This is a genomic window from Cytobacillus kochii (assembly GCF_020171845.1).
In the GTDB taxonomy this organism is placed as follows: Bacteria; Bacillota; Bacilli; order Bacillales; family Cytobacillaceae; genus Cytobacillus; species Cytobacillus kochii.
This window is the reverse complement of sequence record NZ_JAIVAM010000017.1, coordinates 38720-64907: the sequence shown is the minus strand read 5'-3', so window position 1 is coordinate 64907 and position 26188 is coordinate 38720. Positions and strand designations below refer to the sequence as shown.

Annotated in this window: 29 protein-coding genes and 1 pseudogene; 24 read left to right on the top strand and 6 right to left on the bottom strand. The window is 37.5% G+C overall.

The genetic code is table 11. From position 1 onward, the window contains the following. The first annotated feature begins 46 nt into the window (after positions 1–46). The 5 genes from LCM23_RS23455 to gatB all read left to right on the top strand — a co-directional run bounded on the left by LCM23_RS23455 (position 47) and on the right by gatB (position 5754). Positions 47–829, top strand: a complete 783-nt coding sequence (locus LCM23_RS23455; RefSeq protein ID WP_224939003.1) for a hypothetical protein — start codon at positions 47–49, stop codon at positions 827–829. Then, positions 822–2072, top strand: coding sequence for a glycosyltransferase family 2 protein (locus LCM23_RS23450; protein WP_224939002.1), 1251 nt, complete (start codon positions 822–824; stop codon positions 2070–2072). Before LCM23_RS23455 ends, LCM23_RS23450 begins: the two co-directional genes overlap by 8 nt. Positions 2073–2545: 473 nt before the next feature. Next, positions 2546–2836, top strand: a complete 291-nt coding sequence (gatC, locus tag LCM23_RS23445; RefSeq protein ID WP_191816513.1) for an Asp-tRNA(Asn)/Glu-tRNA(Gln) amidotransferase subunit GatC — start codon at positions 2546–2548, stop codon at positions 2834–2836. A gap of 16 nt (positions 2837–2852) precedes the next feature. Continuing rightward, a complete protein-coding gene (gatA, locus tag LCM23_RS23440; protein ID WP_224939001.1) occupies positions 2853–4310 on the top strand; it encodes an Asp-tRNA(Asn)/Glu-tRNA(Gln) amidotransferase subunit GatA in 1458 nt (485 codons plus the stop codon). 16 nt (positions 4311–4326) lie between these two features. Beyond that, positions 4327–5754, top strand: a complete 1428-nt coding sequence (gene gatB, locus LCM23_RS23435) for an Asp-tRNA(Asn)/Glu-tRNA(Gln) amidotransferase subunit GatB (protein ID WP_224939000.1) — start codon at positions 4327–4329, stop codon at positions 5752–5754. Between the two features lie 972 nt (positions 5755–6726). Here gatB and eutH read toward each other — a convergent pair. Next, positions 6727–7821, bottom strand: a complete 1095-nt coding sequence (eutH, locus tag LCM23_RS23430) for an ethanolamine utilization protein EutH (protein ID WP_224938999.1) — start codon at positions 7819–7821, stop codon at positions 6727–6729. Between the two features lie 28 nt (positions 7822–7849). Next, a complete protein-coding gene (locus tag LCM23_RS23425) occupies positions 7850–8392 on the bottom strand; it encodes a cupin domain-containing protein (protein ID WP_224938998.1) in 543 nt (180 codons plus the stop codon). Between the two features lie 99 nt (positions 8393–8491). Between LCM23_RS23425 and LCM23_RS23420 the strand changes: the two genes are divergently transcribed. From LCM23_RS23420 to LCM23_RS23355, 14 genes are all read left to right on the top strand, one after another. Beyond that, positions 8492–8683, top strand: a complete 192-nt coding sequence (locus LCM23_RS23420; RefSeq protein ID WP_224939015.1) for a hypothetical protein — start codon at positions 8492–8494, stop codon at positions 8681–8683. Then, the gene (locus tag LCM23_RS23415; protein WP_224938997.1) at positions 8626–9600 is read left to right on the top strand and encodes an aminopeptidase P family protein; all 975 of its coding nucleotides are present in this window, start codon (positions 8626–8628) and stop codon (positions 9598–9600) included. Before LCM23_RS23420 ends, LCM23_RS23415 begins: the two co-directional genes overlap by 58 nt. A gap of 188 nt (positions 9601–9788) precedes the next feature. After that, positions 9789–10025 carry a hypothetical protein gene (locus LCM23_RS23410; RefSeq protein ID WP_224938996.1) on the top strand — a complete coding sequence of 79 codons (237 nt, stop codon included), beginning with the start codon at positions 9789–9791 and terminating at the stop codon, positions 10023–10025. A 247-nt stretch (positions 10026–10272) separates the two neighbouring features. Continuing rightward, entirely contained in the window at positions 10273–11409 is a 1137-nt protein-coding gene (gene solA / locus LCM23_RS23405; protein WP_224938995.1) for an N-methyl-L-tryptophan oxidase, read from the top strand. Between the two features lie 116 nt (positions 11410–11525). Beyond that, on the top strand, positions 11526–12251 hold the full coding sequence (locus LCM23_RS23400) for an MOSC domain-containing protein (protein ID WP_224938994.1): 726 nt from the start codon (positions 11526–11528) through the stop codon (positions 12249–12251). 22 nt (positions 12252–12273) lie between these two features. Next, the gene (locus tag LCM23_RS23395) at positions 12274–12723 is read left to right on the top strand and encodes a DinB family protein (protein ID WP_224938993.1); all 450 of its coding nucleotides are present in this window, start codon (positions 12274–12276) and stop codon (positions 12721–12723) included. Between the two features lie 56 nt (positions 12724–12779). Further along, the gene (locus tag LCM23_RS23390; protein ID WP_224938992.1) at positions 12780–13331 is read left to right on the top strand and encodes a thioredoxin family protein; all 552 of its coding nucleotides are present in this window, start codon (positions 12780–12782) and stop codon (positions 13329–13331) included. A 13-nt stretch (positions 13332–13344) separates the two neighbouring features. After that, complete coding sequence (locus tag LCM23_RS23385) at positions 13345–14415, top strand: NAD(P)H-dependent flavin oxidoreductase (RefSeq protein WP_224938991.1); 1071 nt, start codon at positions 13345–13347, stop codon at positions 14413–14415. Positions 14416–14528: 113 nt separating this feature from the next. Next, the gene (locus LCM23_RS23380; protein ID WP_224938990.1) at positions 14529–15146 is read left to right on the top strand and encodes a hypothetical protein; all 618 of its coding nucleotides are present in this window, start codon (positions 14529–14531) and stop codon (positions 15144–15146) included. Next, positions 15124–15564, top strand: a complete 441-nt coding sequence (locus LCM23_RS23375; RefSeq protein ID WP_224938989.1) for a GNAT family N-acetyltransferase — start codon at positions 15124–15126, stop codon at positions 15562–15564. Before LCM23_RS23380 ends, LCM23_RS23375 begins: the two co-directional genes overlap by 23 nt. 222 nt (positions 15565–15786) lie before the next feature. After that, positions 15787–16443: a GntR family transcriptional regulator gene (locus LCM23_RS23370; protein WP_224938988.1), complete on the top strand. Its 657-nt coding sequence runs from the start codon at positions 15787–15789 to the stop codon at positions 16441–16443. Positions 16444–16484: 41 nt separating this feature from the next. Continuing rightward, entirely contained in the window at positions 16485–16892 is a 408-nt protein-coding gene (locus LCM23_RS23365) for a CidA/LrgA family protein (protein ID WP_404826635.1), read from the top strand. Next, positions 16862–17554, top strand: coding sequence for an LrgB family protein (locus LCM23_RS23360; RefSeq protein ID WP_224938987.1), 693 nt, complete (start codon positions 16862–16864; stop codon positions 17552–17554). The genes LCM23_RS23365 and LCM23_RS23360 overlap by 31 nt, the downstream gene beginning before the upstream one ends. A 204-nt stretch (positions 17555–17758) precedes the next feature. Continuing rightward, the gene (locus LCM23_RS23355) at positions 17759–18949 is read left to right on the top strand and encodes a cytochrome P450 family protein (RefSeq protein WP_224938986.1); all 1191 of its coding nucleotides are present in this window, start codon (positions 17759–17761) and stop codon (positions 18947–18949) included. 312 nt (positions 18950–19261) lie between these two features. On the opposite strand, the gene LCM23_RS23350 is transcribed toward LCM23_RS23355, so the two are convergent. Then, positions 19262–19717, bottom strand: a complete 456-nt coding sequence (locus LCM23_RS23350) for a hypothetical protein (RefSeq protein ID WP_224938985.1) — start codon at positions 19715–19717, stop codon at positions 19262–19264. A gap of 196 nt (positions 19718–19913) precedes the next feature. Between LCM23_RS23350 and LCM23_RS23345 the strand changes: the two genes are divergently transcribed. Further along, positions 19914–20927, top strand: a complete 1014-nt coding sequence (locus LCM23_RS23345) for a DUF3231 family protein (RefSeq protein ID WP_224938984.1) — start codon at positions 19914–19916, stop codon at positions 20925–20927. 599 nt (positions 20928–21526) lie between these two features. On the opposite strand, the gene LCM23_RS23340 is transcribed toward LCM23_RS23345, so the two are convergent. From LCM23_RS23340 to LCM23_RS23330, 3 genes are all read right to left on the bottom strand, one after another. Further along, positions 21527–22660, bottom strand: a complete 1134-nt coding sequence (locus LCM23_RS23340; RefSeq protein WP_224938983.1) for a zinc-dependent alcohol dehydrogenase — start codon at positions 22658–22660, stop codon at positions 21527–21529. A 67-nt stretch (positions 22661–22727) separates the two neighbouring features. After that, positions 22728–23219: a DUF3888 domain-containing protein gene (locus LCM23_RS23335; protein WP_224938982.1), complete on the bottom strand. Its 492-nt coding sequence runs from the start codon at positions 23217–23219 to the stop codon at positions 22728–22730. 108 nt (positions 23220–23327) lie between these two features. After that, a complete protein-coding gene (locus tag LCM23_RS23330; RefSeq protein ID WP_224938981.1) occupies positions 23328–24254 on the bottom strand; it encodes a manganese-dependent inorganic pyrophosphatase in 927 nt (308 codons plus the stop codon). A gap of 250 nt (positions 24255–24504) precedes the next feature. Here LCM23_RS23330 and LCM23_RS23325 point away from each other — a divergent pair, with 250 nt between their 5' ends. From LCM23_RS23325 to LCM23_RS23310, 4 genes and pseudogenes are all read left to right on the top strand, one after another. Next, complete coding sequence (locus LCM23_RS23325; RefSeq protein WP_224938980.1) at positions 24505–24708, top strand: hypothetical protein; 204 nt, start codon at positions 24505–24507, stop codon at positions 24706–24708. A 2-nt stretch (positions 24709–24710) separates the two neighbouring features. Then, positions 24711–25458 (top strand): annotated as a pseudogene (locus LCM23_RS23320) (metallophosphoesterase family protein). A gap of 222 nt (positions 25459–25680) precedes the next feature. After that, positions 25681–25809 carry a class I SAM-dependent methyltransferase gene (locus LCM23_RS26270; RefSeq protein ID WP_404826634.1) on the top strand — a complete coding sequence of 43 codons (129 nt, stop codon included), beginning with the start codon at positions 25681–25683 and terminating at the stop codon, positions 25807–25809. Further along, on the top strand, positions 25775–26179 hold the full coding sequence (locus LCM23_RS23310) for a hypothetical protein (RefSeq protein WP_224938978.1): 405 nt from the start codon (positions 25775–25777) through the stop codon (positions 26177–26179). The genes LCM23_RS26270 and LCM23_RS23310 overlap by 35 nt, the downstream gene beginning before the upstream one ends. Positions 26180–26188 lie beyond the last annotated feature (9 nt).

Genomic DNA, 26188 nt, shown 5'->3' with positions numbered 1-26188 from the left:
GAGTATGATGAGAGAAGTTTGAGTTTGGTCACACGGAGGCTATGGGATGATTATTCGGAAAGCTAACTTCTCTTTATTATTGTTTCTCTTTATGGTAGGAAATTTCTTATTATTTGCGATTGCCATTCACTCCTCATCTCTTGGGGTCTTTTTTTTCCATTGGGCAGTTCTACTAGCTAGTGTTATGGTCATTCTTTTCCTTTCCCCAAAATGGTCTTATATAGTTATAAGTGCACTCACTGTGTTATATGGTTTTCTATTATGTTATTTCAGTTATTTACAAACGGTTTTTAATCAGGTGCAATTGATTTCTTTATTTATATCTTATGTATTATCTGTTGTGCCTCTCCTTTTTATCAGGCATAGCTTTTTAAGTATGGACATCCGCATGAAAGAATTATTAGCGGAAACGGTTGCTTTAAGAAAATATATGGACTCAGACGGACTAATGCTTACAAAACAGGAGTTTTATGAACGTAGCAAAATAACATTGCGAGGAATGAATAGAAGGAATGAAACAGGTTTCCTATTAAAGGTATCTGGTTTAAATAGTGGAGTGACTCAAAAGGCTTGGCAAGGCTTAATACAAAATGTAATAGAAGAAACTATGCGGAGTGATTTCGATTTCTTTATGAGTGAAGGTGCGTCTTTCATTATTTTCTTGCAAAATACGAATGAAGAAGGCGTCATTAAATTTCAAAACCGACTGGTAAGTAATTTACGTCAGCAAATGAACATGATTCAGCCACCTATCGAATTTCGCGATTATGCTATAGTCGATTTTGACGAGGTCTATCAGATGTTGCTGGAGGAGAAGTCGAATGTTTAAGGTCGTGTTACTCTTGATTATGGCTTTCTTTTGGTTTTTGCTTATTTATTATACGATTTTATTAGTCTCTGGTGTTTTGCATTATAAAAGGGAAAGAGAAAGAAAGCGTAGACCTCTTTTGAAATATCCTTCTGTTGCTATTTTAATCCCTGCGCATAATGAAGGGTTAATTCTTGAGGATACGCTGAATGCTATGATGAAATTAAGGTATCCTGGTCACCTTGATGTATTCTTATTAGACGACCAGTCGATAGACCAAACAGCGGCAATGGCTAGAAGTTTTGCAGAAAACTTTTCGCGTATTCACTATATTAAGGTCCCGCCTGGCGAGCCTAAGGGAAAGTCGAGAGTGCTTAATTATGGATTGAGTATTAGCCAATCTGATTATTTTCTTGTGTACGATGCGGATAATCAGCCAGATTCGGATGCTGTGACAAAGCTAGTAGAAATAGCAGAACAAACAGAGAATGCAGCCGGAGCTGTCGGAGTTGTTCGTACCCTTAATCAAAATAAAAATTGGCTCACGCGGATGATCTCAATAGAGTTTCAAGTATTTCAATTGACAATGCAAAGCGGTAGGTGGAAATTGTTTAACCTTGGCTCTTTACCGGGAACTAATATGCTTTTAAGACGTTCTGTCATTGATGAGCTAGAGGGGTATGACCCGTATGCACTTGCAGAAGATGCGGAGTTGACGATACGAATTACCCAGAAGGGATATGTATTACCGATTGTTCCATATGCACAAACGTGGGAACAGGAACCAGAGAATCTTCAAACCTTTTTAAAACAAAGAACAAGGTGGCTCATTGGTAATCTTTATTTACTAGAGAAGAGCTTCAAGGATATTCATTTTTGGAAAGGTAAAACTTTCTTCCATAGTATGCAACATCTTTTAACCTATTTTGTATTTATATTTTTCTTAATTACTTCAAATGTTATTTTTGTCGGTAGCTTATTCGGTATTAATTTTCCCGAAATGGCCGCTCCTTTATTGATGATTTGGTTAATGAGCTATGTTGTATATTCCATCCAAATTATAAGCAGTTTAGCAGTAAATCAACAGCTCTCGCTAACAAGCCTTTTTGTTGGGGCAATTATGTATTTTACGTATGCCCAACTATTCGTCATCTTACTGATTCGCGCGTTTGCGATTTATCTTTATCATCGTGTGAGAGGCTTAACGATTGGATGGGATAAAACCACACGCTTTAAAGCAGACGAGAAAGATGAAGCAGCATAAAATGGCTTCATCTTTTTTATATGGATGTGGTTCTCTTTTATTGTCCAGTTGTGGTAGAAAATGCTTGGGGCCTGATAAGAATTACCGGTTGCAAATGAAGCCGCAGAGGTGAGGGCGTCCAAGGGGGGAATCGTTGGTTTCATGTAAAGAATCAGAACGAGGGCCACGATATAGAATTCTAGGTTCTCTTGTGGCTCTTCAACCCTCTGAACCACCCATCCCTACTTTGTCATTGACGTCTTACTCTATAGCTAACGAATTTACAAACTACGTAATCCTTCTCCTCTATCTGGAAGTTTTTTGACCCCTGTATCAAAAGTGAATTTCTATTATTTGTCCATTAGGCGATCTATTGAACTCGTGGTAAAATAAAGGGTGGTGAAAACGATCAGATCTTCATGTTGCTTTAACGCGTGAAAGTTTGATATGATCAATATAATTGTGTATTTTTATTTGAATTTGGAGGTGTCTATATGTCTAGAATTACAATTGATGAGGTTAAGCATGTGGCGAACCTAGCGAGATTAGCGATTACGGAAGAAGAAGCAGAGCAATTCCAACATCAGCTAGATGCAATTATCTCGTTTGCCGAAGAGTTAAACGAGTTAGATACCGATCATGTGGAACCGACTTCCCATGTGTTGGATATGAACAATGTATTACGTGAAGATGAGGCAACAAAAGGACTGCCGCAAGAGGAAGTTCTGAAGAATGCACCTGATTCACAAGACGGCTATATTAAAGTGCCGTCAATCATGGATTAGTTGGAGGGGAAACATTTTGAGTTTATTTGATCATAAAGTGGCTGAGCTTCATGAGCTTTTACATAAAAAAGAGATTTCAGCGACTGATTTAGTCGACGCATCTTATAAAAGAATTGCTGAAGTAGATGACAAAGTAAAAGCCTTCTTAACATTAGATGAAGAGCATGCACGTCAAGTAGCAAAAGAAATCGATGGTAAATTGGGAAGGGACGAACAAAAAGGTCAGTTATTCGGGATGCCAATCGGTGTCAAAGATAACTTAGTCACAAAAGGTTTAAGAACAACTTGTGCAAGTCAAATATTAGATAATTTTGATCCAATCTATGATGCAACGGTTGTTTCGAAATTAAAAGAAGCAGAAACCATTAAGATCGGTAAATTAAACATGGATGAGTTTGCTATGGGATCTTCAAATGAAAACTCAAGTTACAGAGCGACACGCAATCCATGGAATATCGAAACGGTTCCTGGTGGTTCGTCTGGTGGATCAGCTGCTGCGGTTGCGGCAGGAGAAGTATTATTTTCACTAGGATCAGATACGGGTGGTTCGATTCGTCAGCCAGCATCTTTCTGTGGTGTTGTTGGGCTTAAGCCTACATATGGTCGTGTATCTCGCTTTGGTTTAGTGGCGTTTGCTTCATCTCTTGACCAAGTGGGACCAATTACACGTACAGTTGAAGATAATGCGTATCTTTTACAGGCGATATCTGGTGTAGATCCAATGGATTCTACTTCAGCTAATGTGAGTGTACCGAATTTTGCTGAAGGCTTAACCGGTGATGTGAAAGGATTGAAAATCGCTGTTCCGAAAGAATATTTAGGCGAAGGTGTGCAAGAAGATGTCAAACAATCGGTGCTTGCTTCCCTTAAAGTATTAGAAAAATTAGGAGCAACATGGGAAGAGGTTTCCCTTCCGCATTCTAAATATGCACTTGCAGCCTATTATTTACTTTCTTCTTCTGAAGCTTCAGCTAACTTAGCACGATTTGACGGTGTACGTTACGGTTACCGCACTGAAAATCCAGAGAACTTAATTGACCTTTATAAAAAGTCTCGTTCTGAAGGATTTGGTGATGAGGTAAAACGCCGTATTATGCTTGGTACATTTGCTCTTAGCTCAGGTTATTATGATGCGTATTATAAAAAGGCGCAAAAGGTTCGTACACTAATTAAACAAGATTTTGAAAATGTCTTTGAAAAGTATGATGTAATTATCGGACCAACAACGCCAACACCGGCATTTAAAATCGGTGAGAAAACGAAAGACCCATTAACAATGTATGCGAACGATATTTTGACCATTCCTGTGAACCTTGCTGGTGTACCAGGTATCTCTGTACCTTGTGGATTCTCAGAAGGGTTACCATTAGGGTTGCAAATTATCGGTAAGCACTTTGATGAAAGCACGGTTTATCGTGTTGCTCATGCATTTGAGCAAGCAACTGATTTCCATAAACAAAAACCGGAGCTGTAAGGGGGGACAAGGAATAATGGAATTTGAAACAGTCATCGGACTTGAAGTCCACGTTGAATTAAAAACAGATTCAAAAATTTTCTCTGCGAGCCCGAACCATTTCGGTGCAGAGCCAAATACAAACACAACTGTTGTTGACCTTGGTTATCCAGGTGTACTGCCAGTAGTCAACAAAAAAGCAGTTGAATACGGGATGAAGGCATCTATGGCCCTAAACTGTGAGATTGCACCAGTGACGAAATTCGATCGTAAAAACTATTTCTATCCGGACAATCCAAAGGCCTATCAGATTTCTCAATTCGACAAACCGGTTGGAGAACATGGTTGGATTGAGATCGAAGTAGATGGCTATAAGAAAAAAATCGGGATTACGCGTATTCATCTAGAAGAAGATGCGGGTAAACTAACACATGGCAAAGGTTATTCTTTAGTCGATTATAACCGTCAAGGAACACCTTTAATTGAAATTGTCTCTGAGCCGGATATACGCACACCAAATGAAGCCTATGCGTATTTAGAGAAGCTAAAATCAATCGTACAATATACTGGTGTTTCTGATTGTAAGATGGAAGAAGGTTCCTTACGTTGTGATGCCAATATTTCATTACGACCTGTCGGCCAGGAGGAATTTGGTACAAAAACAGAACTGAAGAACTTAAACTCTTTTAACTTTGTTCGTAAAGGATTAGAGTACGAAGAGAAGCGCCAAGCAGAAGTCCTTCGTGAGGGTGGTGTCATTGAACAAGAGACACGCCGTTTTGATGAAGCTACTGGGAAGACATTGTTGATGCGTGTGAAGGAAGGTTCTGACGATTATCGTTACTTCCCAGAGCCGGATTTATTAGATATTGTGATTGATGAAGATTGGAAAGCCCGTATTCGTGCGGAAATTCCTGAACTACCAGATGCACGTAAAACACGTTATATTGATACGTTCGGCTTACCTGCCTATGATGCAGGTGTCCTTACCGTAACAAAGGAAACAGCGGATTTCTTTGAGGCGACTGTTGCAGCGGGAGCAGAGCCGAAACAAGCTTCAAACTGGATCATGGGTGAGGTATCAGCCTATCTTAATGCAGAAGGGCTCGAACTACATGAAACAAAGCTAACAGCAGAAGGGTTAGCAGGAATGATTGCGTTAATTGAAGATGGAACAATTTCTTCAAAAATTGCTAAAACTGTTTTCAAAGAATTAATTGAGAATGGTGGAGAAGCAAAGAAAATCGTTGAAGATAAAGGATTAGTGCAAATCTCAGACGAATCAGCGCTACTCGCTATCGTTACTGAAATCCTTGATAATAACCCTCAATCCATTGATGATTTCAAAAATGGGAAGAAAAAAGCAGTCGGCTTCCTTGTTGGTCAAATGATGAAAGCAACAAAAGGACAAGCGAATCCACAAATCGTAAATAAATTATTAATGCAGGAAATACAAAAGCGTTAATCAAAAAAATCCGGACAATTGTCTGGATTTTTTCGTTTAGTCATGGCAATGCAATAAAGTTGATTAGTACAATAAAGTCATTACATTTTGTATAAATGGTGCCAGCCCTGCAATGAAAAGAGTATTTTTAACCGATAGAAATTTTTTATGGCTAAATGCAGGTGTTTGGGAGTGAAAAGATGGAATCGCGACTAAAAAAAGGATTCTCCGTTATATAAGTAGTGAAACCAAGGGAATCGCGACTAAAAAAAGGGTTCCTTGCTATATAAGTAGTGAAACCAAGAGAATCGGGACTGATAAAAGGATTCCGCGTTATATAAGTAGTGAAACCAAGAGAATCGCGACTAAAAAAAGGAATCCTTGCTATATAAGTAGCGTAACCTGGAGAATCGCGACTGATAAAAGGAATCCTTGCTATATAAGTAGCGTAACCTGGAGAATCGCGACTGATAAAAGGAATCCTTGCTATATAAGTAGGGCAACCCGGAGAATCGCGACTGAAAAAAGGAATCCTTGCTATATAAGTAGCGTAACCCGGAGAATCGCGACTGAAAAAAGGAATCGCTGCCAAATAAGTAGCACAACCCGGAGAATCGCGACTGAAAAAAGGAATCCTTGCTATATAAGTAGCGTAACCCGGAGAATCGCGACTGAAAAAAGGAATCCCTGCCATATAAGTAGCGTAACCCGGAGAATCGCGACTGAAAAAAGGAATCCTTGCTATATAAGTAGCGTAACCCGGAGAACCGCTACTAATAAAAGCCCTCCTGTCATACAAACACTACAAAAAAGAAAACACATGCTAACATAATCGAATCTTCAACGATAATCTCTCCAAAACGAACAACTCAGTTTTATCTACTACCATTTACAACACCAGCAGTTACTATTCATTTGTGATTTCCGTCTCTATACAAATAAGAAAATTCCCCTAGCACTAAAGTTTATCATCAGTTGAGAGGATGACTCGCTTTAGCGAAATGTAGGCTGCTTCTTCAGATCCCTACTTACAATCATTGCTAATAAAACGGCACTAATGCCCCCCACTAACTTGCCAATAATCATGGCAAATACGACTTCTTTCTGAATACCGGCGACAAAGGCTAAGTGGCTTCCTAGAACAAAGGCTCCGCTTACAGTAAAAGCAACATTAATGACCTTGCCTCTCGGTTCCATATCTTTTAGCATGATCAACATGGGAATATTATGAGCGAGTGAAGCAATCAACCCGGCTGTTGATTTATCACTTAGTTTTAACCAAGATCCCACCTTACTGAGTGGTTTCCTGAAATATTTCGAAATAAAAGCTACCAAAGGAAAAGCGCCCGCTAAGAAAATAGCAATCGAACCGACTGTTTGAATCCCTTCCTCAATTGGCGTTAAATGGGGGATCAGTGTTAGGTCTGTTAATGTTTCAAATATAATCGCTGTAAGACCAATAATTGCAATGATTTCGATCAATTTACCGAAGATGGCAAATCCTCGAATCATATTTTCGGGCTTTTTCCATAATCCCCAAGCAATTAGCAAAGAGAATACAATGGTAGGAATCAAGTTTTTGATAATCATCAAAAACGGCAATCCAGCAACTAGGCCTCCAACTAAACAACCAAAAGGTACAGTAATAAGTCCCACTAGAATACCCCTCGCAAAATAAGGTTGGTCTTCTTTTTCAATGAGTCCTAAGGCAACAGGGATTGTAAATACGATAGTTGGTCCCATCATAGTGCCAAGGAAGACCCAAGCGAAAAGTTCTGAATCCGCACTAATGGACATCTCAGTGGCTAGGGAATAGCCCCCCATATCAATGGCGAGAAGAGTATTGGCGAACGCTGCTGGGTCAGCGCCTACAAATTCATAAACGGGAGAAATCACAGGTGTTAATATGGCTGCTATGACGGGTGCTAAAGAAATGATCCCAATCATAGATAACGCGAGGGAGCCCATCGTCATTATTCCTGCAGTGAATCGCTCACCTAGTCCTAATTTATTCCCGCATATTTTATCAAGTGCACCGACACAAAGGAAAGCGGCAACAATAAAAATAATCAAATCATTTATGCTCATCTTGTTTCTCCATTCAAAATGATTTTTATTAGAAAATTGCAGGGGTTGTAATTGAAATAATGATTGTTTCTTGATTGAGTGGGTTTTCCCACATATGAGGTACGGTTGATGGAAAATGTATGGTTTCTCCTTCGTTTAGATGATATTCCTCATCCTCCACTCTTACAATGAGTGCCCCCTGTAATATATAGAAAAACTCTTCACCTGGGTGTCTTAGCAGTTCAACATCCTTTTGTCGAGGTTTTAACTTTACGATAAATGGTTCCAATTTCCGTTCAGGAAAATGACCACTTAGTTTAATAAAAGTAGAGTCCGAGCTTTCCATTTTAAATGGTCGTTGGTGCTCTTTTTTCATTACATAATGAAAATCATCATCTTCTTCAAAGAAATGAATCATTTTAACCCCAAAAGCATCAGCAATCCTTTTTAAAGAAGTGATAGCTAATGAAGAGGCACCTCTTTCAATTTGTGATAAAAAACTAACAGATAGCTCCGTTTTCTCACTTAGTTCTTTCAATGTCATGCCTTGCTCGTACCGAAGTTGTTTAATTTTCTTATATATATCATCCATTGAGGTGACATCCTTTCTTTTTTTGCTTTTTTATCTTATCATGTTTTATACAGTAATAGTATAATAATTTTACATATACTATAAAAAGGGGGATTTAAAATGAGTATTTACCAAAAAAGGTTAAAACAATTACAGTTATATTTAAATGAGCAGAAACTAGATTTTGCTATCGTCACGCAGCCTAAAAACATTTCTATTATACGGGGTTTAATAGTGAACCGTATGAAAGATTCATGGCGGTTGTTATTGATCTACAAAAGAGTGAGGAGTACTTATTTGTGCCAGCATTAGACTATGAAGCAGCTAGCGAGCATTCGTATGTGAAAAACATTATTCCGATTAGTGATGATGAAAATCCATATGAAAAATTAAAATCAGTCATCCAAGTGAATAATCAATTAGTAGGATTGGAAATAAAAGAGATCACTCTTTATCAACAAGAACAACTTAAAAACGGTTTTTCGCATTTTAATTATCAAGATATAAGTAGGTTCATAGCAAACCAAAGAATGCTGAAAACGCCAGCTGAACGGACAAAGGTTTTACATGCAGTAACAATTATTGAAAAAGTACTCGCTGAGGGATTGAAGAAAATTGAAAAAGGGATGACAGAGCTCGATTTAGTATCAGAGTTTGATTATTTAATGAGAAAATTCGGTGCCGATGGTCCTTCTTTTTCTACAACGGTCCTCTCAGGTGCAAAATCATCTTTACCACATGGGCACCCTGATCAGAACAAGCTCGAAAAAGGTGACTTTCTCTTAATTGATATGGGGGTTGTTGCGGATGGGTATTGTTCCGATATCACACGTACATTTGTTTTAGGAGAACCAACGACTAAGCAAAAGAATATCTATGAAATTGTAAGGCAGGCTACACTTTCGGGTGTTTCAACAGCCCGTGCAGGTATCCCAATCGGCTCAATTGATAAAGCGGCTCGCCGAGTGATCCAAGAGGCAGGCTATGGACAATATTTTAATAATCGCGTGGGCCATGGATTAGGTATTGATGTTCATGAAGAGCCTTCTATTCATGAAAAGAACAATCGTTTAGTTGAAAAAGGTTTACTTTTCACGGTAGAACCTGGGATTTATATACCTGGATTTGGTGGGGTGAGAATTGAAGAAGATGTCTATATAAACGAAGAAGGAACCGCTGAAGTTCTTACAGCTTTCCCAACAACCTTGCAAGTAATTGACCGTTTTTAACTTAGTTCAACGATCGTTTTTATCGAAATAATTTGACTTACAACCACTTTACTTAAGGTAAAATGCAGTTTATAGAAACAACTTGCAGATATTCTATATCTCTTTTGATATTTTTTCTTTCTTAACCCACGCATAAGAGTACCTCGCTAGTTTATGTTATTATGGTTAAAACGAAGCGGAGGGAAGGTGTGAACCTTTTGCATTGGATGATTCTATTCATCATTGTTTCCGGTTTTATCACAGTTGCTTCTATGAAAAAAAGGATGGAGAATAAACTCGCGAGGCTAGTGGCTCAAGGTGAAAATGGGGCGTACAAAAGAGATAGAGATATGCAAGCAATTATATACTGGATTTTAGCTACAGTAGCCTGGGGTATCGTAAGTATCTTTCTTATTATATGGTCATTTAATGATTTCTTCGGATAACAGATTGGTTTATAAAATAAAACACTTTGATTGTTGAGGAGTTTTATATTTTATAGAATCAATCTTTTTTTGTTAATTTTTCCTGCTTTTTGTATGCACGACCCCTTCTTTGAAGAGATTGTTAAACAATTGCAACAAATTTCGACAAAAGTCTTCCCGTTCCTGTGGTATATTGGCTAATGGTGATAGTATTTAGAAAATTAAATAAAAAAACACTTATAGTTTAGCATCTTGGAGGGGATAAAAATTGCATTACGATACAATTATTATCGGCGCAGGTTCGATGGGGATGGCGGCAGGCTATTATTTAGCGAAAGAGGGCAAAAAGGTTTTGCTTATTGATGCGAATAGGCCACCTCATCAGAAAGGAAGTCATCATGGTGAGACGAGAATCATTAGATATGCTTATGGTGAAGGACATGCTTATGTGCCACTCTTGTTAAAGGCTAAACAACTATGGGAAGAAGTAGAGAAAGAATCCGAAATGGAGTTGTTTTTACAAACAGGTGTTTTAAATATTGGTAGCGAGACTTCTCTTTTTATGAAGGAGGTCAAAACAAGTGCGGAGAAATATCAATTACCACTTGATGTTTACACACATGAAACGGTCAATACTAAATGGAGTGCATTACATTTAGATGAAGGAATGGTTGCTTATCATGAGCCGACATCTGGGGTTTTGAAGTGTGAAGATTGTATCGAGGCATACCGGAGACTTTCTTTGTCCTATGGTGCTAAAATCGTGACTGATAGTGTAATTACTGACTTATCTATTATAGAAGGGATTGTTAATATTGCTACACAGGATGGCCATTATTCAGGAGACTCGTTAATTGTATCAGCAGGAGCTGGCACAAATTCCATCCTTAGTTATCTGGGCTTGCAGCTTCCATTAAATCCGATTCGGAAAACTTTCGCCTGGTATGAAGCACAAGAGGATGTTTATGAGGCGAAACAGTTTCCAGCTTTTACATTTGAATCGCCATTAGGTCATTATTATGGCTTTCCTAGTATAGACGGTTCAGGATTGAAACTAGGAAGACATGATGGGGCTGTTCAGAGAATAGAGAGTAAACAAGAAGTGCAGCCTTTTAATGAGGATGATGAGAAAGAGCTTACAACATTTCTAGGGAGATATTTCACTGAAAAAACAAATGTACAATTTGGTAAAACCTGTATGTACACGATGACGCCAGATGAGCATTTTATTATTGATCAACATCCTCAATATGAGAATGTAGCAATCGCAGCGGGATTTTCCGGTCATGGATTTAAATTTAGTAGTGTAGTTGGTCATGTTTTAAGCGAACTAATCCGAGGAAAAACTTCGTCAGTGGATATTTCCCCTTTCACAATTGAGAGATTTGCTGAATTGAAGCGATAATCATGAGGGAAATGTCGTTAATCAGATACTTTCCTGGGAAATAAGAGGAATTATGTCGGAGAGGAATAGAAGAAGGTCCAAGTTTCGACACCAGGTCATAGAGGAGGTGTAAGAGCATGCAAAGAATTGGTGTTCTTTCGTCATTATTACGTTATCCTGTCAAGTCATTTGGCGGTGAAAATGTTGAGTCCACTAGGGTTTTACCATACGGTGTGTATGGTGACCGAAGCCACGTCATTATAGATAAGAGTAGGCAAGGAAAATACCTTACGATCACTCAATATCAAGAAATGGCAGCATATCAAGCAACTTTTGTCAGTGAGGAAAAAGAAGATACATACCCGGAGTTACAAATACATACAGCAAATGGAGAGAGGTACGGATGGAATGATGAGAGGTGGAGGCAAGATCTTCGTCTGAAAAGTGGAAGGGATTTATCTTTTCATTCTTTTACGCCATCCTATGTACCCATTGGGGCTATTGAAGAAGCTCCCCTTTTGTTAGTAACCCATTCATCACTACAATATTTAAGTAAGCAACTTGGAAAAAGTGAAATCGATCCGAAGCGTTTCCGTCCCAACTTTATTATCCATACTGATTACGATAGGCCATTTTCGGAACATAATTGGATCTCCAACCAAATGAAAATAGGAGAAGAAGTGGTGATAGAGATAACTAAGCCTTGCGAACGTTGCATGATTATTACTGTAGATCCGAAAAATGGAAAAAGGACGCCTGCCATACATAAAGAGATTATTAGAACCAATCATAATCATTTTGGTGTTTATGCAAAAGTGATTCAAACGGGGAAGGTAAAGCTTGGTGATGAGATTTGGCTATAAATGACTGATGAGGGGTGATACCGTGCAATCGCAAAAACAAGCGATGATCCGCCATCATGAACAGTTTATTCAATTTATAGAATCAATCCCAACAAGCCATTGGCGAAAAGAAATAAATGAAGGAAAATGGTCGGTCGCTGAAGTGGTAGGTCATTTTATTCCATGGGATGAATTTATTTTAAAAAAGCGTCTACCATTTGTTTTATTAGACCTTCCTCTACCGAAAGCTCCTTCTGCAGAAGAAATGAATCCAACAGCCGCGGAAGCAGCAAGAAATCAATCACAGGAGACAATCATTGCAGAATTGCTTGTAAAAAGAAAACTAATAATAAAAAGAATCTCTAAAATTCCAGATTCGTATTGGCATAAACCATTAATCATTGGCAATAAGAAAATAAGCCTATATGATTATCTCATCGGGCTTGCTGCACATGACGAACATCATATGAAGCAAATTAGTGCCATACTTTAATCGTTCAATGGTATGATATGATTGGATAAAAACGTAAGAGGGATGTGCAAACTGAAATGGAATTAAGAGAATGGTTTGAAAAGGGTTTAACGAAAGAGCAATATCTTCATCATATGCAAGTAAACAAAGAAGGTATGCTTACCATTTATGAAGGTTTTTCACTTAGTGAAGAAGAAAAGGAAGCATTACAAGAGGTCAAGCAAAAAAATCTGCAAGCGATTGTCCTTACTGAGGCTTGGTGTGGCGATGCGATGATTAATAATCCTGTTCTATTAAAAATTGCTGAGGAAATCGGTATGGAAGTACGGTTTATTCTAAGAGATAGCAACTTAGAATTAATGGATCAATACTTAACAAACGGAACAGCACGAGCAATTCCTATTTTTGTATTTATCGATGGAGCAGGTTTAGAACAAGCTGTATGGGGCCCCCGTGCACCAAGATTACAAGATTATGTGATGGAGAGAAGAACCTCCCTACCTGCTAAGGAAGATCCAAGCTTTGAACAGGCTCAAAAAGAGCTTTATAAAAGCATTGGAGAAACCTATCAATCTGATCCAAGTTTATGGCATAGTGTGGCTGAGAGCATTATTGCAAAATTAAAATAAGAGGTGAGGGGAAATGAGTTGGAACCAAAATAGAATAACAGATATGTTAAAGGCGAAATACCCAATATTCCAGGCACCAATGGCAGGAGGAGCGACGACTGTTGATTTAATTAGTAGAACCTCGATGTATGGTGGTGTTGGAAATATCGGTGCGGGTTATATGAGCCCAATGGATATGGAAACGATGATTCATGATATTCGTCAAAAAACCAATCACCCTTTTGGCATCAACTTATTTATACCTGAGAATGATATCGCTTTCACAAAAGAAGAGGAAGAAAGGGCGATTGAATCATTAGAAGTATTCCGTAACGAACTTCAAATTGATGCACCGCTTCAATTACCAAGAAAAGATCACCGCTTATTTTATGAACAGCAATTAGAAGTTGTGATGAAATCTCTTGTTCCGATATGTAGTTTCACATTTGGTATTCCAGAAGAAGCAGTGATAAAAGAATTACAAAAAGAGGGAACAAAAGTAATCGGTACAGCAACATCAGTAGAAGAAGCTGTTCTCTGGGAAGAGAGAGGTTCTGACCTTCTTGTTGTACAAGGGAAAGAAGCAGGCGGTCATCGTGGTACTTTTATCGGTGATGCACTTCATTCCCTTATTCCGTTAGTTGACCTTATTCCAGCAGTTACGGATGAGATCAGTATTCCAGTCATTGCGGCGGGTGGCATAATGGATGCGTCGGATGCAGAAGTTGCCTTTCGCTTAGGAGCTGAGGGTGTCCAATTGGGTACTGCTTTTTTAGCAACAGAAGAAAGTGGCATTCATCCCGCTTATAAGAAAATGCTTGTCTCTTCTAATAAGGAAACAAGTTTGACAGAAGCCTTTTCGGGTAAATGGGCAAGAGGGATTCACAACCGTTTTATGGAACAAATGAAAAACCAAACTAGCTTACCTTATCCACTTCAAAATGACTTAACACAAGCGATAAGATTAGTGGCAGCGAAACAAAATCAGACCGACTTCATGTCACTTTGGGCAGGAGAAAGTTATCAAAAGGCTACCCTTCAATCTGTAAAAGTACTCATGGATAATCTTGTTGCAGGGTTGGATCAGCAATTGGATGATGAATAAAGATTATATTACTCACGCGTGGGAGATGAGACCACGCGTTTTTTATCTTGACAAAACCTCTTACATTTAATAAAATCAAATAATTTTTAAAAATGAAATAGTTGGAGGTTACGATGTTATTAGAAAGAGCAGGGAAACGAAAAGAGCGTGCTAAACAAATATTGAAGGAGCTTTCTTTACTTGAAAGGTGGTCTCGAATAGGAGAAGGATATGTAGTGGGGGCCTATGCTTATGATTTAATGGTCGATTGTGATATTGATATCGAAGTCTTTTGTGATGAACCTAATGCCAATCAAGTGTTTAGAATGTTAGCGGAGGTTGTTGACCACCCACAAATAGTAGACATTAAATATCACAATTACCTGAATGAATCATTTAATGGTCTCTATTTTAAGATTTTATATAAGTATGATGATCTAGAAATTTGGAAAATCGATATGTGGTTATTCCCAAAAAGTCATAAGGGACCTTTGTCTAGGGATCTTGTGAAGGATATGCAATATTCGTTAACACATGAATCAAGAACACACATCCTATCAATAAAAGAGGAACTCTCTAAGAGAGACTTAACCTACCCTTCCATTTTTGTGTATCGAGCAGTCTTAGAGGATGGAATCATAAATAGTGAGCAATTTTACGATTGGTTAGCTGACCAAGATATAAGACAATGGACGCATTGGAAACCAGCAAGAAAAGGAGAGAAACACAGTGGAGATCAGAAAGCCAACTGAAAAAGAGGTAGAAAGTATTTTAAAGTTATCTGTTCAATCAGTGTATGAAGGTACATTAAACCGTTCTAAACCAGAAGAGCGTAAACTGAGAGAGATGGTTCAATCTATAAGAAGTAACGGGGGAGAATATCTTGTTGCTGTAGAACATGATGAATTAATGGGATGGGTGCTGCTTGGTGGAAAAAGAGACGAAATGACCGAGCAAGAAATTGGCTTCATTTATGAATTGTATGTGCTAGAAAACAATAGAGGAAAAGGAATGGGTCGGCAATTAATGATGGCAGCGATGAAGGAGCTAAGAAAACAACAGTTCAAAGAATTTCGATTAACAGCTTATCACGGTAACCCAGCCATTGGATTGTACGAGTCACTGGGATTCCAACCAAGAAATATTTCAATGGAATGGAAACAATCTTGATAATCTATGGTAAGTAAGATATTTTGTTTATTGAGACTCTCATTTAGGGAGTCTTTTTCTTGTCATAATAAGTGGGTGTGAAATATATAGTGATGATAAAAAGATATCAAGCATATATTCTTTACAATCACCTATTGTTGTTTATTGCAACAACTGGTATACTTTCTTAATTGGCATCTGGTATACCAGATGCAGATACCAAATTTTCAAAGGGGAGATTGTATGGTTTTTCAAAAGGTTGAACAACCACCTTCTTTTAAGGATCATGCCTATCGTGAAATAAAAAGGGCGATTATTCAACATGATATTGCACCAGGCTCAACGATTCATGAACGTACCTTGAGCGAAAGCCTAGGGATTAGTCGGACGCCTTTAAAGTTAGCACTTCAACAATTAGAAATGGAAGGCTGGGTACAATCATTACCGAGAAAAGGGATTTCAGTGAAAGAGATAGAGCGTAATGATGTCAATGAAGTATTTCAATTGCGAAAAGCGAATGAAGCGCTCGTCATTGAACTTTTAATCCCATTATTAAATCAGGAGATGCTACATAAACTAGAGGAAAAGGACCAGCAACTTTTTGAATTGAAAGAGGATCCTGTCGCATTTATGTATCATGATTCTGCCTTTCATTTATTTTTGGCAGAGTTAACAAATAATGAAAGATTGTATCAAATTATTCGTAATTTAATAGATTATGTAAATTGGTATGGGTTATATATATTAAATAAAAGAGTGAGTATCGAAACGGTTTATAATGAACATCAATTGATCATAGAAGGGTTAAGGTCAGGAGATATTGATCGCACAAAAAAGGCTATGGTTAGACATCTTGATCATTTTTATTCTGAAATGATGGCCAATCTATCATCCTATTAATAGAAAGAAGGGCAGTTGCTCAGGAAAATAGAGCAGCGTGAATGATGAAAGTTTTATTGGTTATTTTACAAGTTAGTATTTTATATATTTTTTCCTTTATAGGAATCTCTATTCAGCATTTTTTCTCATTAACCATACCAGGAAATATTATTGGTATGTTGCTATTATTTGTTTGTTTATGTTTTAACATTGTGCCCGTCAAAATGATAGAGAGCGGTGCGCAGTTTCTGCTTAGTATTCTGATGTTGTTTTTTATTCCAGCAACGGTGGGGGTTATGGATTACCCAGAATTACTATCTGTGCACGGATTATTACTGATTATTGCGATATTGGTGAGTACAATGATTACAATGGCAGTATCTGGTAAAACAACCCAGTATTTTGCGAAAAAGACACAACAAAGAGAGGCGGATCAAGCATGCGAGACATCTTCTTCTCAATCTCTATGATCCTTCTCACTTTAGTTATCTACTTCGTTGTTTCATCGCTATATAAAAGGTATCCACTACCCATCTTGTTACCAATTTTGTCAGGTACAGTTCTAATGATTATCATTCTAGTAAGCTTAGGTATTTCATATGATAAATACATGGAAGGTGGGCAGTTCATTACATCATTATTAGGTCCGACCGTCGTTGCCCTAGCCTATCCATTATACAAACAACGTGATTTTTTGAAAAAATACCTTTTTACGATTATAGGTGGGGCGTTTATTGCAACTCTAACAGCGATGTTAAGTGTGGGTCTCCTTGGAAAGGCACTTCGTATTGATTCTGCACTGATCATTTCAATGCTACCAAAATCACTTACAACACCTGTCGCAATAGAAGTAGCTAAAGTGTTAGAAGGTAATGCTTCCATGGCAGTTGTCGGGGTAACGATTACGGGAATCTTCGGGGTAATTATTTCCCCTTATATTTTTAAATATTTGCGGATATACACATCTATTGGTCGTGGAATTGCACTTGGCGGCACTTCACATGCAATGGGTACGGCAAAAGCGGCTGAATATGATGAGCTCGCTTTTTCAATTAGCTCCATTACAATGTCTATATGTGCCATTATCGGTTCAATCATCGGACCACTCATCGTTTGGATTTTGCAAATGTAAGCTTCTATTTTAATAGAGGCTTTTTTTGTTTAACGAATTCATTTTGATTGTGTTAAATATATCTTAGACGAGGGCCGAGGTGGCTTTTCCTGTCAGTTAGCTATTTATCAGTTCATTTATCGTATCAGTTTACACGCAAATTAAAGGGTTTTCAACAATCGCCAAGAATAGATACAGTACAGAGTCAATAAAGGAGGAAGCGATTTGCCACAAAAAACAGATGAGATTTTCTCACATCAGTTTCATCAAAACCCTTATGATTATTACAAAGAAATTAGACCACATCAGCCATTTACAAAGGTGAAGTTATTCAGTGGTATGGAGACTTGGATGGCATTTAGTTATGAAGCGAGTGAAGCGGTGTTGAAAGATCCACGTTTTATTAAAGATATGAGAAAAGTCTATCCTGACGAAATAACAGATGAGAATATGCCACCGATTGCGAGTAGTATGTTATTTGTTGACCCGCCTGACCATAGAAGATTACGCAATCTTGTCCAATATGGCTTTACGCCTAAAAAAATTAATGCGCTTAAAGGAAGAGTAGAAGAGATTGCTCTCGAGCAAGCGGAACTAATGAAGGGAAAAGAGACGGTTGATTTTATAGAAGCTTATGCATTTCCGATTCCTATTCGTGTCATCTGTGAATTGATTGGTGTGCCTGAAGCTGATCAAATGGATTTTCAACGATGGTCACATGTGTTAGTAGATGTAATGGATCCCGAAGATCACGACGAAGCGATGGGCGAATTCATTGTTTACTTAGAAAATTTAATTGAACAAAAAAAACTTTCTCCGCAGGCGGATTTACTTTCTGATTTAATTCGAGCGGAGGAGGATGGGGATAAATTATCGAAGCGTGAGCTAATCGGTGTCATCATGTTATTAATCGTAGCAGGGCATGAGACAACAGTAAATTTAATCGCCAACGGGTTACTTGCCTTATTGTCACATCCAGATCAGCTACAATTATTAAAAGAAAACCCAGACTTGATGCCACAGGCAATTGAAGAACTTTTACGATATAACGGGCCAGTTGAGTTCAGTACGGACCGTTGGGCAAGTGAGTCTTTTACCTTTATGGGCCAGGAAATTGCAAAGGGTGATCATGTCATTGTTTCTCTTGCTTCAGCTGATCACGATCCGCAAGTTTTCTCAAATCCAGAGCGGTTAGATATTACAAGAGAGAAGAGCCCACATATTGCCTTCGGAAAAGGAATTCATTATTGCTTAGGTGCACCATTGGCAAGATTAGAAGGGGACATCGCTTTACGTATATTATTGCAGACCTTTCCCAAAGTAAGCTTAGCTGTCCCCGAGTCTGAACTAGAGTGGAGACAAAGTATCATTATTCGTGGGTTAAAAACCATGTTTATTAACTTAAATAATAACTAAAAAACTAAGAGGATAAACAAAAATTTCTTTGTCCTTGGATGCTTTATTGATAAATTACAAAAAATGACGTGTGAATAGGTACACGTCATTTTCTTTTTTTTCTATTTTAGTTTCTTTCTTAGTCTTGACTCTCTATTTAATATAGGACAATAAGTATTATATTGTAGTGATAAAACCGATTCTCATGCCACTTGGAATGACGGTCAATAAAAGAAATATTATGTGTTTGTGCCATACTTTCTAACAATGAAGAAGGAAAATCAGAAGCGGAAGTGTGGATTGGGAGGCACAATGTTTCTACGTCGTTAGCATTTAATTATTACTTAAAAGTATTAACTTCATAAATATATTTCCTATAATTATTCCAGGAATTACACATAACATTGGTAACCAAACAGGTCCCAATAGTATACCGAAAATCGTAAAGTCTACTGAAAATAACAAACCAGCTGTAACAAGATAAGCCGAAAACACAAATGGAATGAATGAATATTTACTTCCTGCACCAGATTCTTGATAAGCATCCCAAATCGCATAGAAATATAAACAAGGATAAAACATAAGCCAGTGATAATTTGTTTGTTCTATAGCCATAGGAATATCCCCTTTAAAACTATATATAATGGCTTCATTAAAGTGTGATTTAATGTTTATAAATATTTCTAGTATGAGAAAAACGGTGCCCTTAAATAGTTTTCCATTTAAATATTGACCAAGTCCTGGTAAAGCAATACTCCATAATATTTTCTCTAGTGGAGAATATTTCATGCTGTTCCACCTTTACGAGTTATCATTTTCAAACTCCCAATAAATTATGAGTATAAGTTAATTATTACCTTTATTCTTTTTAAAACAGGGTTTATTAAAATGCAATTGAATTTCCTTTTTATCCTTAGTAACTTTAACATCGAATATTACTTGGTGAGTGGGACACCTTATGAGTAAAAGCTGCGAGGAGTAAAAAATGAACAATACATCTAAAGCAAAATTAACGTCTGCTGAGATTGCTGCATTATGGACACAGTATATGAACGAAACGGCAAGTATTTGTATTCACAAACATATGTTGGAACATATAGAGGATACTGAAATAAGAAGTGTATTTGAATATGCAATGGCCCTTAGCCACGAACATACACGAAAAATTAAAGAGTTCTTTAAAAGTGAAAGTTTTCCGATTCCCATTGGATTTTCTGAAAATGATTACATACCAAATGTACCTCGCGTTTTCTCTGATGTTTTTTGTTTAAATTATTTAAACATTATGTCCATACATGGTTGTAATGGTTATAGTGGTGCAATAACTACATGTACTAGAGTAGATGTTCGAAATTATTTTAGTGAATGTATAACTACTTCGGTGGAATTGTGTAACCAAACGAAAAACTTACTTTTAGAAAAAGGATTGTATTTGCGTCCCCCTGTGATTACCCCTCCAGATAGAGCAGAATATATAGATGATAAAAGTTATTTAACGGGATGGTTGGGAGAAAAAAGGCCATTAAGCTGCATTGAAATAGCAGATATTTATTTTAATTTAAAGAAAAGCATATTTGCTAAGGCATTTGTAGTTTTTGCTCATCAAGTGGCAAAATCAAAAGATGTAAAAAAATTATTAAAGAAAGCTGTAAAGACAAAAGAGAAGCATGTAAGGACGTTTTTTGAAGTTTTTCTAGCAGAAAACCTCCCGAATCCGTCTATTTTTGATGCTGAAATTACAGATTCGACGAACTCACCATTCTCTGAAAAACTCATCATGTTCCAAGTAGGATTTTTATTTTCAACAGCAATGGTGTATTACGGGACCGGTTGGGCTACTTCACCAAGACGAGATTTATCACCAAAATACATGAAAGCAATTGCAGATGATTTAGATATTGGTAATGAATGGATTAATCTAATGATTAAGAATCGTTGGATCGAACAATCCCCATTGTCTGAAGATAGAAGTAAATTAGCAGAACAAAAAAATGAATAGCTACCAATAGGTGGCTTTTTCTTTTTATATTAATAGGAAAGCAAATAAAGGGGTGGGGCCATAACTAAAGGAGCTAACCTCAAAGTGAACAATAACAATTGATGAGCTTAAAAACATCATTTGCAAAAAAGGTCCGTTCCATTGCGCTTGCGTACACTCGCTTTCCTCGGAGAGAGGCTGAGCCTCCTCGGCATTGCCTGTGGGGTCTCAGCTTTCCCTCTATTTCCCGGAGGAGTCGAGTGTCTTCCGCTCCATTTCACTATTTCTTTTCATATAAGGATTCAAATCACGCAAAAAACCGAATGATTAGATGATAGATCTTACCTAATCATTCGGATAAATCCTTAACTAGAATACTTATGTCCCGACCTCTTTTTCCCAAAGACATGCATGCTCTTGAACGATGTCCATCATGCACTTTATCGATGGAGAAATCCAGTTGAATCGTCGATTGCTTATTGGATACCTTTCCCTTAAACACTCCATTTCTCCATTCTTCGTTCACTGAGAACTACGGCACTAATGATAGGCACAGTCCATGTTTAACACAATGTTTAAGCTTCAATGCTCTGAAACTCTAAGAGCTTCCATTTTCATATTTACGGTTTTAATACCACCTTTATACATTGATCTTCGTGGTTATTAAAAATCTGGTATCCATGACTAGCATCTGCTAAAGAGATTTTATGTGTGATAATCTCTTTAGGATTAAGCTTTTCTTCTTGTATCATTTGATAAAGTTCTGGCATTAGATGAATGACAGGAGCTTGCCCCATTTTAAGCTGTATATTTCTGACCCAAAATGAACCAAGTGGAAATGCGTTATAATTGCCACCATATACGCCAGTCAATTGAACTGTTCCGAATTTCCTTACGGCTTTTGTGGCAATTTGGATGGGTCCTAAAGTACCGCCTTGTAATTTAAGTTTCTGTTCAAGAAATTCTACTGGAGATTTTTTTCCGTCCATACCAACGCAATCGATGACAACATCCGCACCACCATTGGTGATTTCTTTCAAATGCTCCCCCATATCAGGATACTTTGTAAATTCAAATGTTTCTACTTTGTTCATTTTTTTTGCATGATTCATTCGATAATCCAAATAATCGATTGCAATTACTCTTTTGGCTCCCATCAACCAGGCAAATTTTTGAGTCATTAGCCCAACTGGTCCGCAACCAAGAACGATTACTGTATCTCCTTTTTTTACTCCAGAGTGAAGTACACTCCAATAGGCAGTAGGTAATACGTCAGATAAAAAAAGCAGAGATTCATCTTCTAATTCACAATCTTTAGGCACAATAAAAGGGGTGAAATTTCCAAATGGAACTCTCAAATATTCTGCTTGTCCTCCAGGATAGTTACCGAATTTTTCTGCATAGCCAAAGTATCCACCTGAATCATAATGAGGGTTAGAATGATCGCATTGGCTTTCCATTTGGTGTTCGCAGTAGAAACAATGTCCACATGATACGTTAAAGGGGATAACAACCCGATCGCCTTTTTTAACCCTTGTCACATCTGGACCTACTTCTTCTACGATTCCCATTGGTTCGTGACCAATGATATAGCCTTCCGGTAGTGGCATATTTCCTTGATATAAGTGAAGGTCTGATCCACAAATAGCCGTTGAAGTTATTTTTACAATAAGATCGTCTTTCTTTTCTATCTTTGGATCGGCTACCTTTGTTACTGCTACTTTTTTAGGTCCCTGGTATGTGACAGCTTGCATGGTTATCACCTCTAATGTTTTAATGCTTATTCTTTCAAATGTGTAGGCTATTATGCAAAAAAACGCCTTATTCGGCGTTTTTGTTTGTTTCTGTTTTTTCTTTAGGGTCATGATGTTTAAACTCGATTAATTCAACTTTAGAACCTGCCACAGCTTGCTGGCTAAATACTTTGTTGTTATCAAGTGGTGTGACACCAAAGCTGATTTTATCAATACCAGCGGGTTCCGTCTGATCACCTTCGTAAGTATTGACGATGAAAGTTAATATATAGGGGTGACTCAGTTTATTTTCTTCTTTAGATTGTACGATTTTTACCAGTGCATGAGGGTGCTGACCTTTTGTATGATACTGCACCTTCATGGAATTGTTTTTGTAATAGTTGCTGACGGCTTTATTAATTTCTTCATCGAATTGGTCGAATAGAAATTGGTTAAATGCCTCATGCATCCCGTGCATTTTATGATTTAGGTGTTTATGGTGGCCCTCGGCATTCGCTATAGGAGTCATGACACTAGTTGCAAGAAAAACAATGGACATAAATGTTAGGATTTTTTTCATCATATTACCTCCTTTTTATTAAAATTTGTATATATATCCTTTTTTATACATATATTTTTCCATAAAAAAAGTATCCTCTTTTTGCAATGAGGATACTTTTATAAATAATTAAGCTAATACATTTGTTAATGGTGGTACGATTTGTTTCTTACGAGAAACAACACCTTTTAGTAGAGCTTGATTATCTACTAAAATGACTTCAAATGCTTGTTCCACAGCTTTTACTTGGGATCCAAGAGCAATAGCCATTGAATCATTGTTAAGGATATCTGTTAATACAAATAGGAATAAATCTAATTCTTTATCAACAATCGCTGTCATCATTGCGGCTTCTATTTCCGTTTTACGTTTAAGGACATCGTCTAAATCGACAGCGTTTACTTGAGCGATATAAGCTTTGTGTTCACCTAATTGAAATTCTTTTGCATCAAGTGTGATCAATTGATCAACAGTTTTTTCACTTAAGTCTGCACCGGCTTTAAGCATTTCCAAACCATATACTTGTGGGTTGACACCAGCAATTTCAGCCAACTCTTGAGCGGCTTTTACATCTTGTTCTGTGCATGTCGGTGATTTGAAAAGTAAAGAGTCAGAAATGATAGCTGAAAGCATCAAACCAGCAATGTCTTTTTTAATCTCTATACCATTCTCTTTATAGATTTTGTTTAAAATGGTTGCTGTACAGCCGACTGGCTCTGCACGGTAGTATAGAGGATCGCTTGTTTCAAAGTTGGCAATACGATGATGGTCAATGACTTCAAGAATTTGGACATCACGAATATCATCTGCACTTTGTTGAAATTCGTTATGGTCAACGAGAATGACTTCTTTTACATCGCTAGCTACTTTTTCTACATAGCGTGGCGCCGCTTGCTTGAAATAGTCTAATGCGTATTGTGTTTCTCCGTTAATTTCGCCAAGGCGAACTGGTTCTGCATCCATACCTAATTCTTTTTTGAGATCTGCATAGGCAATTGCAGAGCAAATCGTATCAGTATCTGGGTTTTTATGACCGAAAATATATACTTTTGACATCGTTCGTCTCCTTGATTAAAAGATTATTCATTGCTATTTTAACATAAATTTTAGCAGTAATCATGGCAAGAACACAATACATTCATGTTTAATTCGTAGAAAAGAAATGGAAGGAAGAGAGGGGGAGTTCTTAGTAATTGCTAAACCCTTTACTGCTCAGTGAAAGAGGAGTAGACTTTTCGTAATGAATTGTCGTTTGTTGGCAATAGAGAGGTATTGCCCTCCTCGGTGGTAAGTGAGGAAGTGGCAAATGAAAGGACGCGGAGCTCTTAAAGGAATCTCAAGTGAGATCGTCGCAAAAGAAGTAATCACTGACTTCAGGGAAAGAAGTACAATTGAGATAGTCACAGAAAGAAGAATCGCCCCTCTTGAACAAAATAGAGTAACCAATTCAACAATAATACTGCTATTTATGACAAAATACTATAATCAACACGCACGAAGGAGGAAATGACCATGGCCATTGCAATTATTTCAGATATTCATGGTAATTTGACAGCTTTAGAAGCGGTCCTACATCACATAAAAGAAAGAAAAATAGATAAGATTTTTTGTTTAGGTGATTTAATTGGTAAGGGTCCGAGTGGTTTAGAGGTAGTACATAAAGTAAGAGAAACATGTGATGTGGTACTGCAAGGGAATTGGGATGATTTTATTACAAAGCCAATTGATAGTGAAGAAATCGAGTGGCATCAGAAGCAGCTTGAGGGAGAAGCTATGGACTATTTACAGAGTTTACCCTTCCATTATGATTTTTATATGAGTGGAAAATATATACGACTTTATCATGCTTCAGCAAAAAGTGTTTATCACAGAATCATTCCAATGAAGGCCACGACCAAAGAGAAAAATGAGATGTTTGAAATAAGTGAATGGATAAAGCCGCTTGAACAAGAGAGGAAGCCTGATGTAATTGGATTCGGAGACATTCATGCTGCGCTCATTGAACCAATTCAACCGCAAAGAACATTATTTAATTGTGGCAGTGTCGGTAATTCCTTAGATATTCCACAGGCAACTTTTTGCGATTATGCATGGGAATTATCAATCTAAACAAGAAGGTCCCTTCTCAATTGAAATAGTGAGGATTCCTTATGATATTGAAAGAGAAATACATCAAGCTGAAATAATGGGGATGCCCAATGTTGCAGCCTATGCTCTCGAGCTACGTGAAGCGAGATATCGAGGAGCACCAACAAAATAATGAAGGGAGCGATACAGTGGAATATGGGGATCATCCGTTTATGAAAAGGAGGAATTATTACAAAATGATTTGAAAAGAAGAATGCGTAAAGAAAGCCCTTTTGAATTTACTAGGTGACATGACCAATAAAGATGTGCTTGAACTTGGGTGTGGTGCTGCCACTTTAGCAAAAAATTGGCACCATCTACTCGATCTTATACAGGGATAGATGGTTCGCAAAAAATGTTAGAATTGGCTCTAAAAAACCTCGCAGGTATTCCTAATGTAAAATTAATTCATGCTAGTTTAGAAACATATGACTTTAAAAAAGAAACTTATGATTGTATCACAATTAACGCTTCACTATCTTGAAGATTTCAAACAAATTTGCGAGAATATTTATAACAGTTTGCGAACGGGTTGCGAATTTGTCTTTAGTGTACAGCATCCGGTCCTTACAAGTGCTTTCATTAGCGGTGGAGGTAAGCGAGGAAATTGGGTAGTGGATGATTACTTTCTAATTGGTGAGCGGGTAGAGCTGTGGATTGATGAAAAAGTTGTGAAGGTTTATCGGACAATCGAACAGTATTTTAAAATATTGCAAGATTGCCAATTTAATATTATAAATCTTAGTGAAGCTACACCAGATCAATCATCATTCTCTTCAGAAAAAGAGTGGAAAAGATGCCAAAGGATCCCACTATTCCTACTCTTCGCATGTGAAAAAAGGCGCCGCAAATGAGTTTAAAAA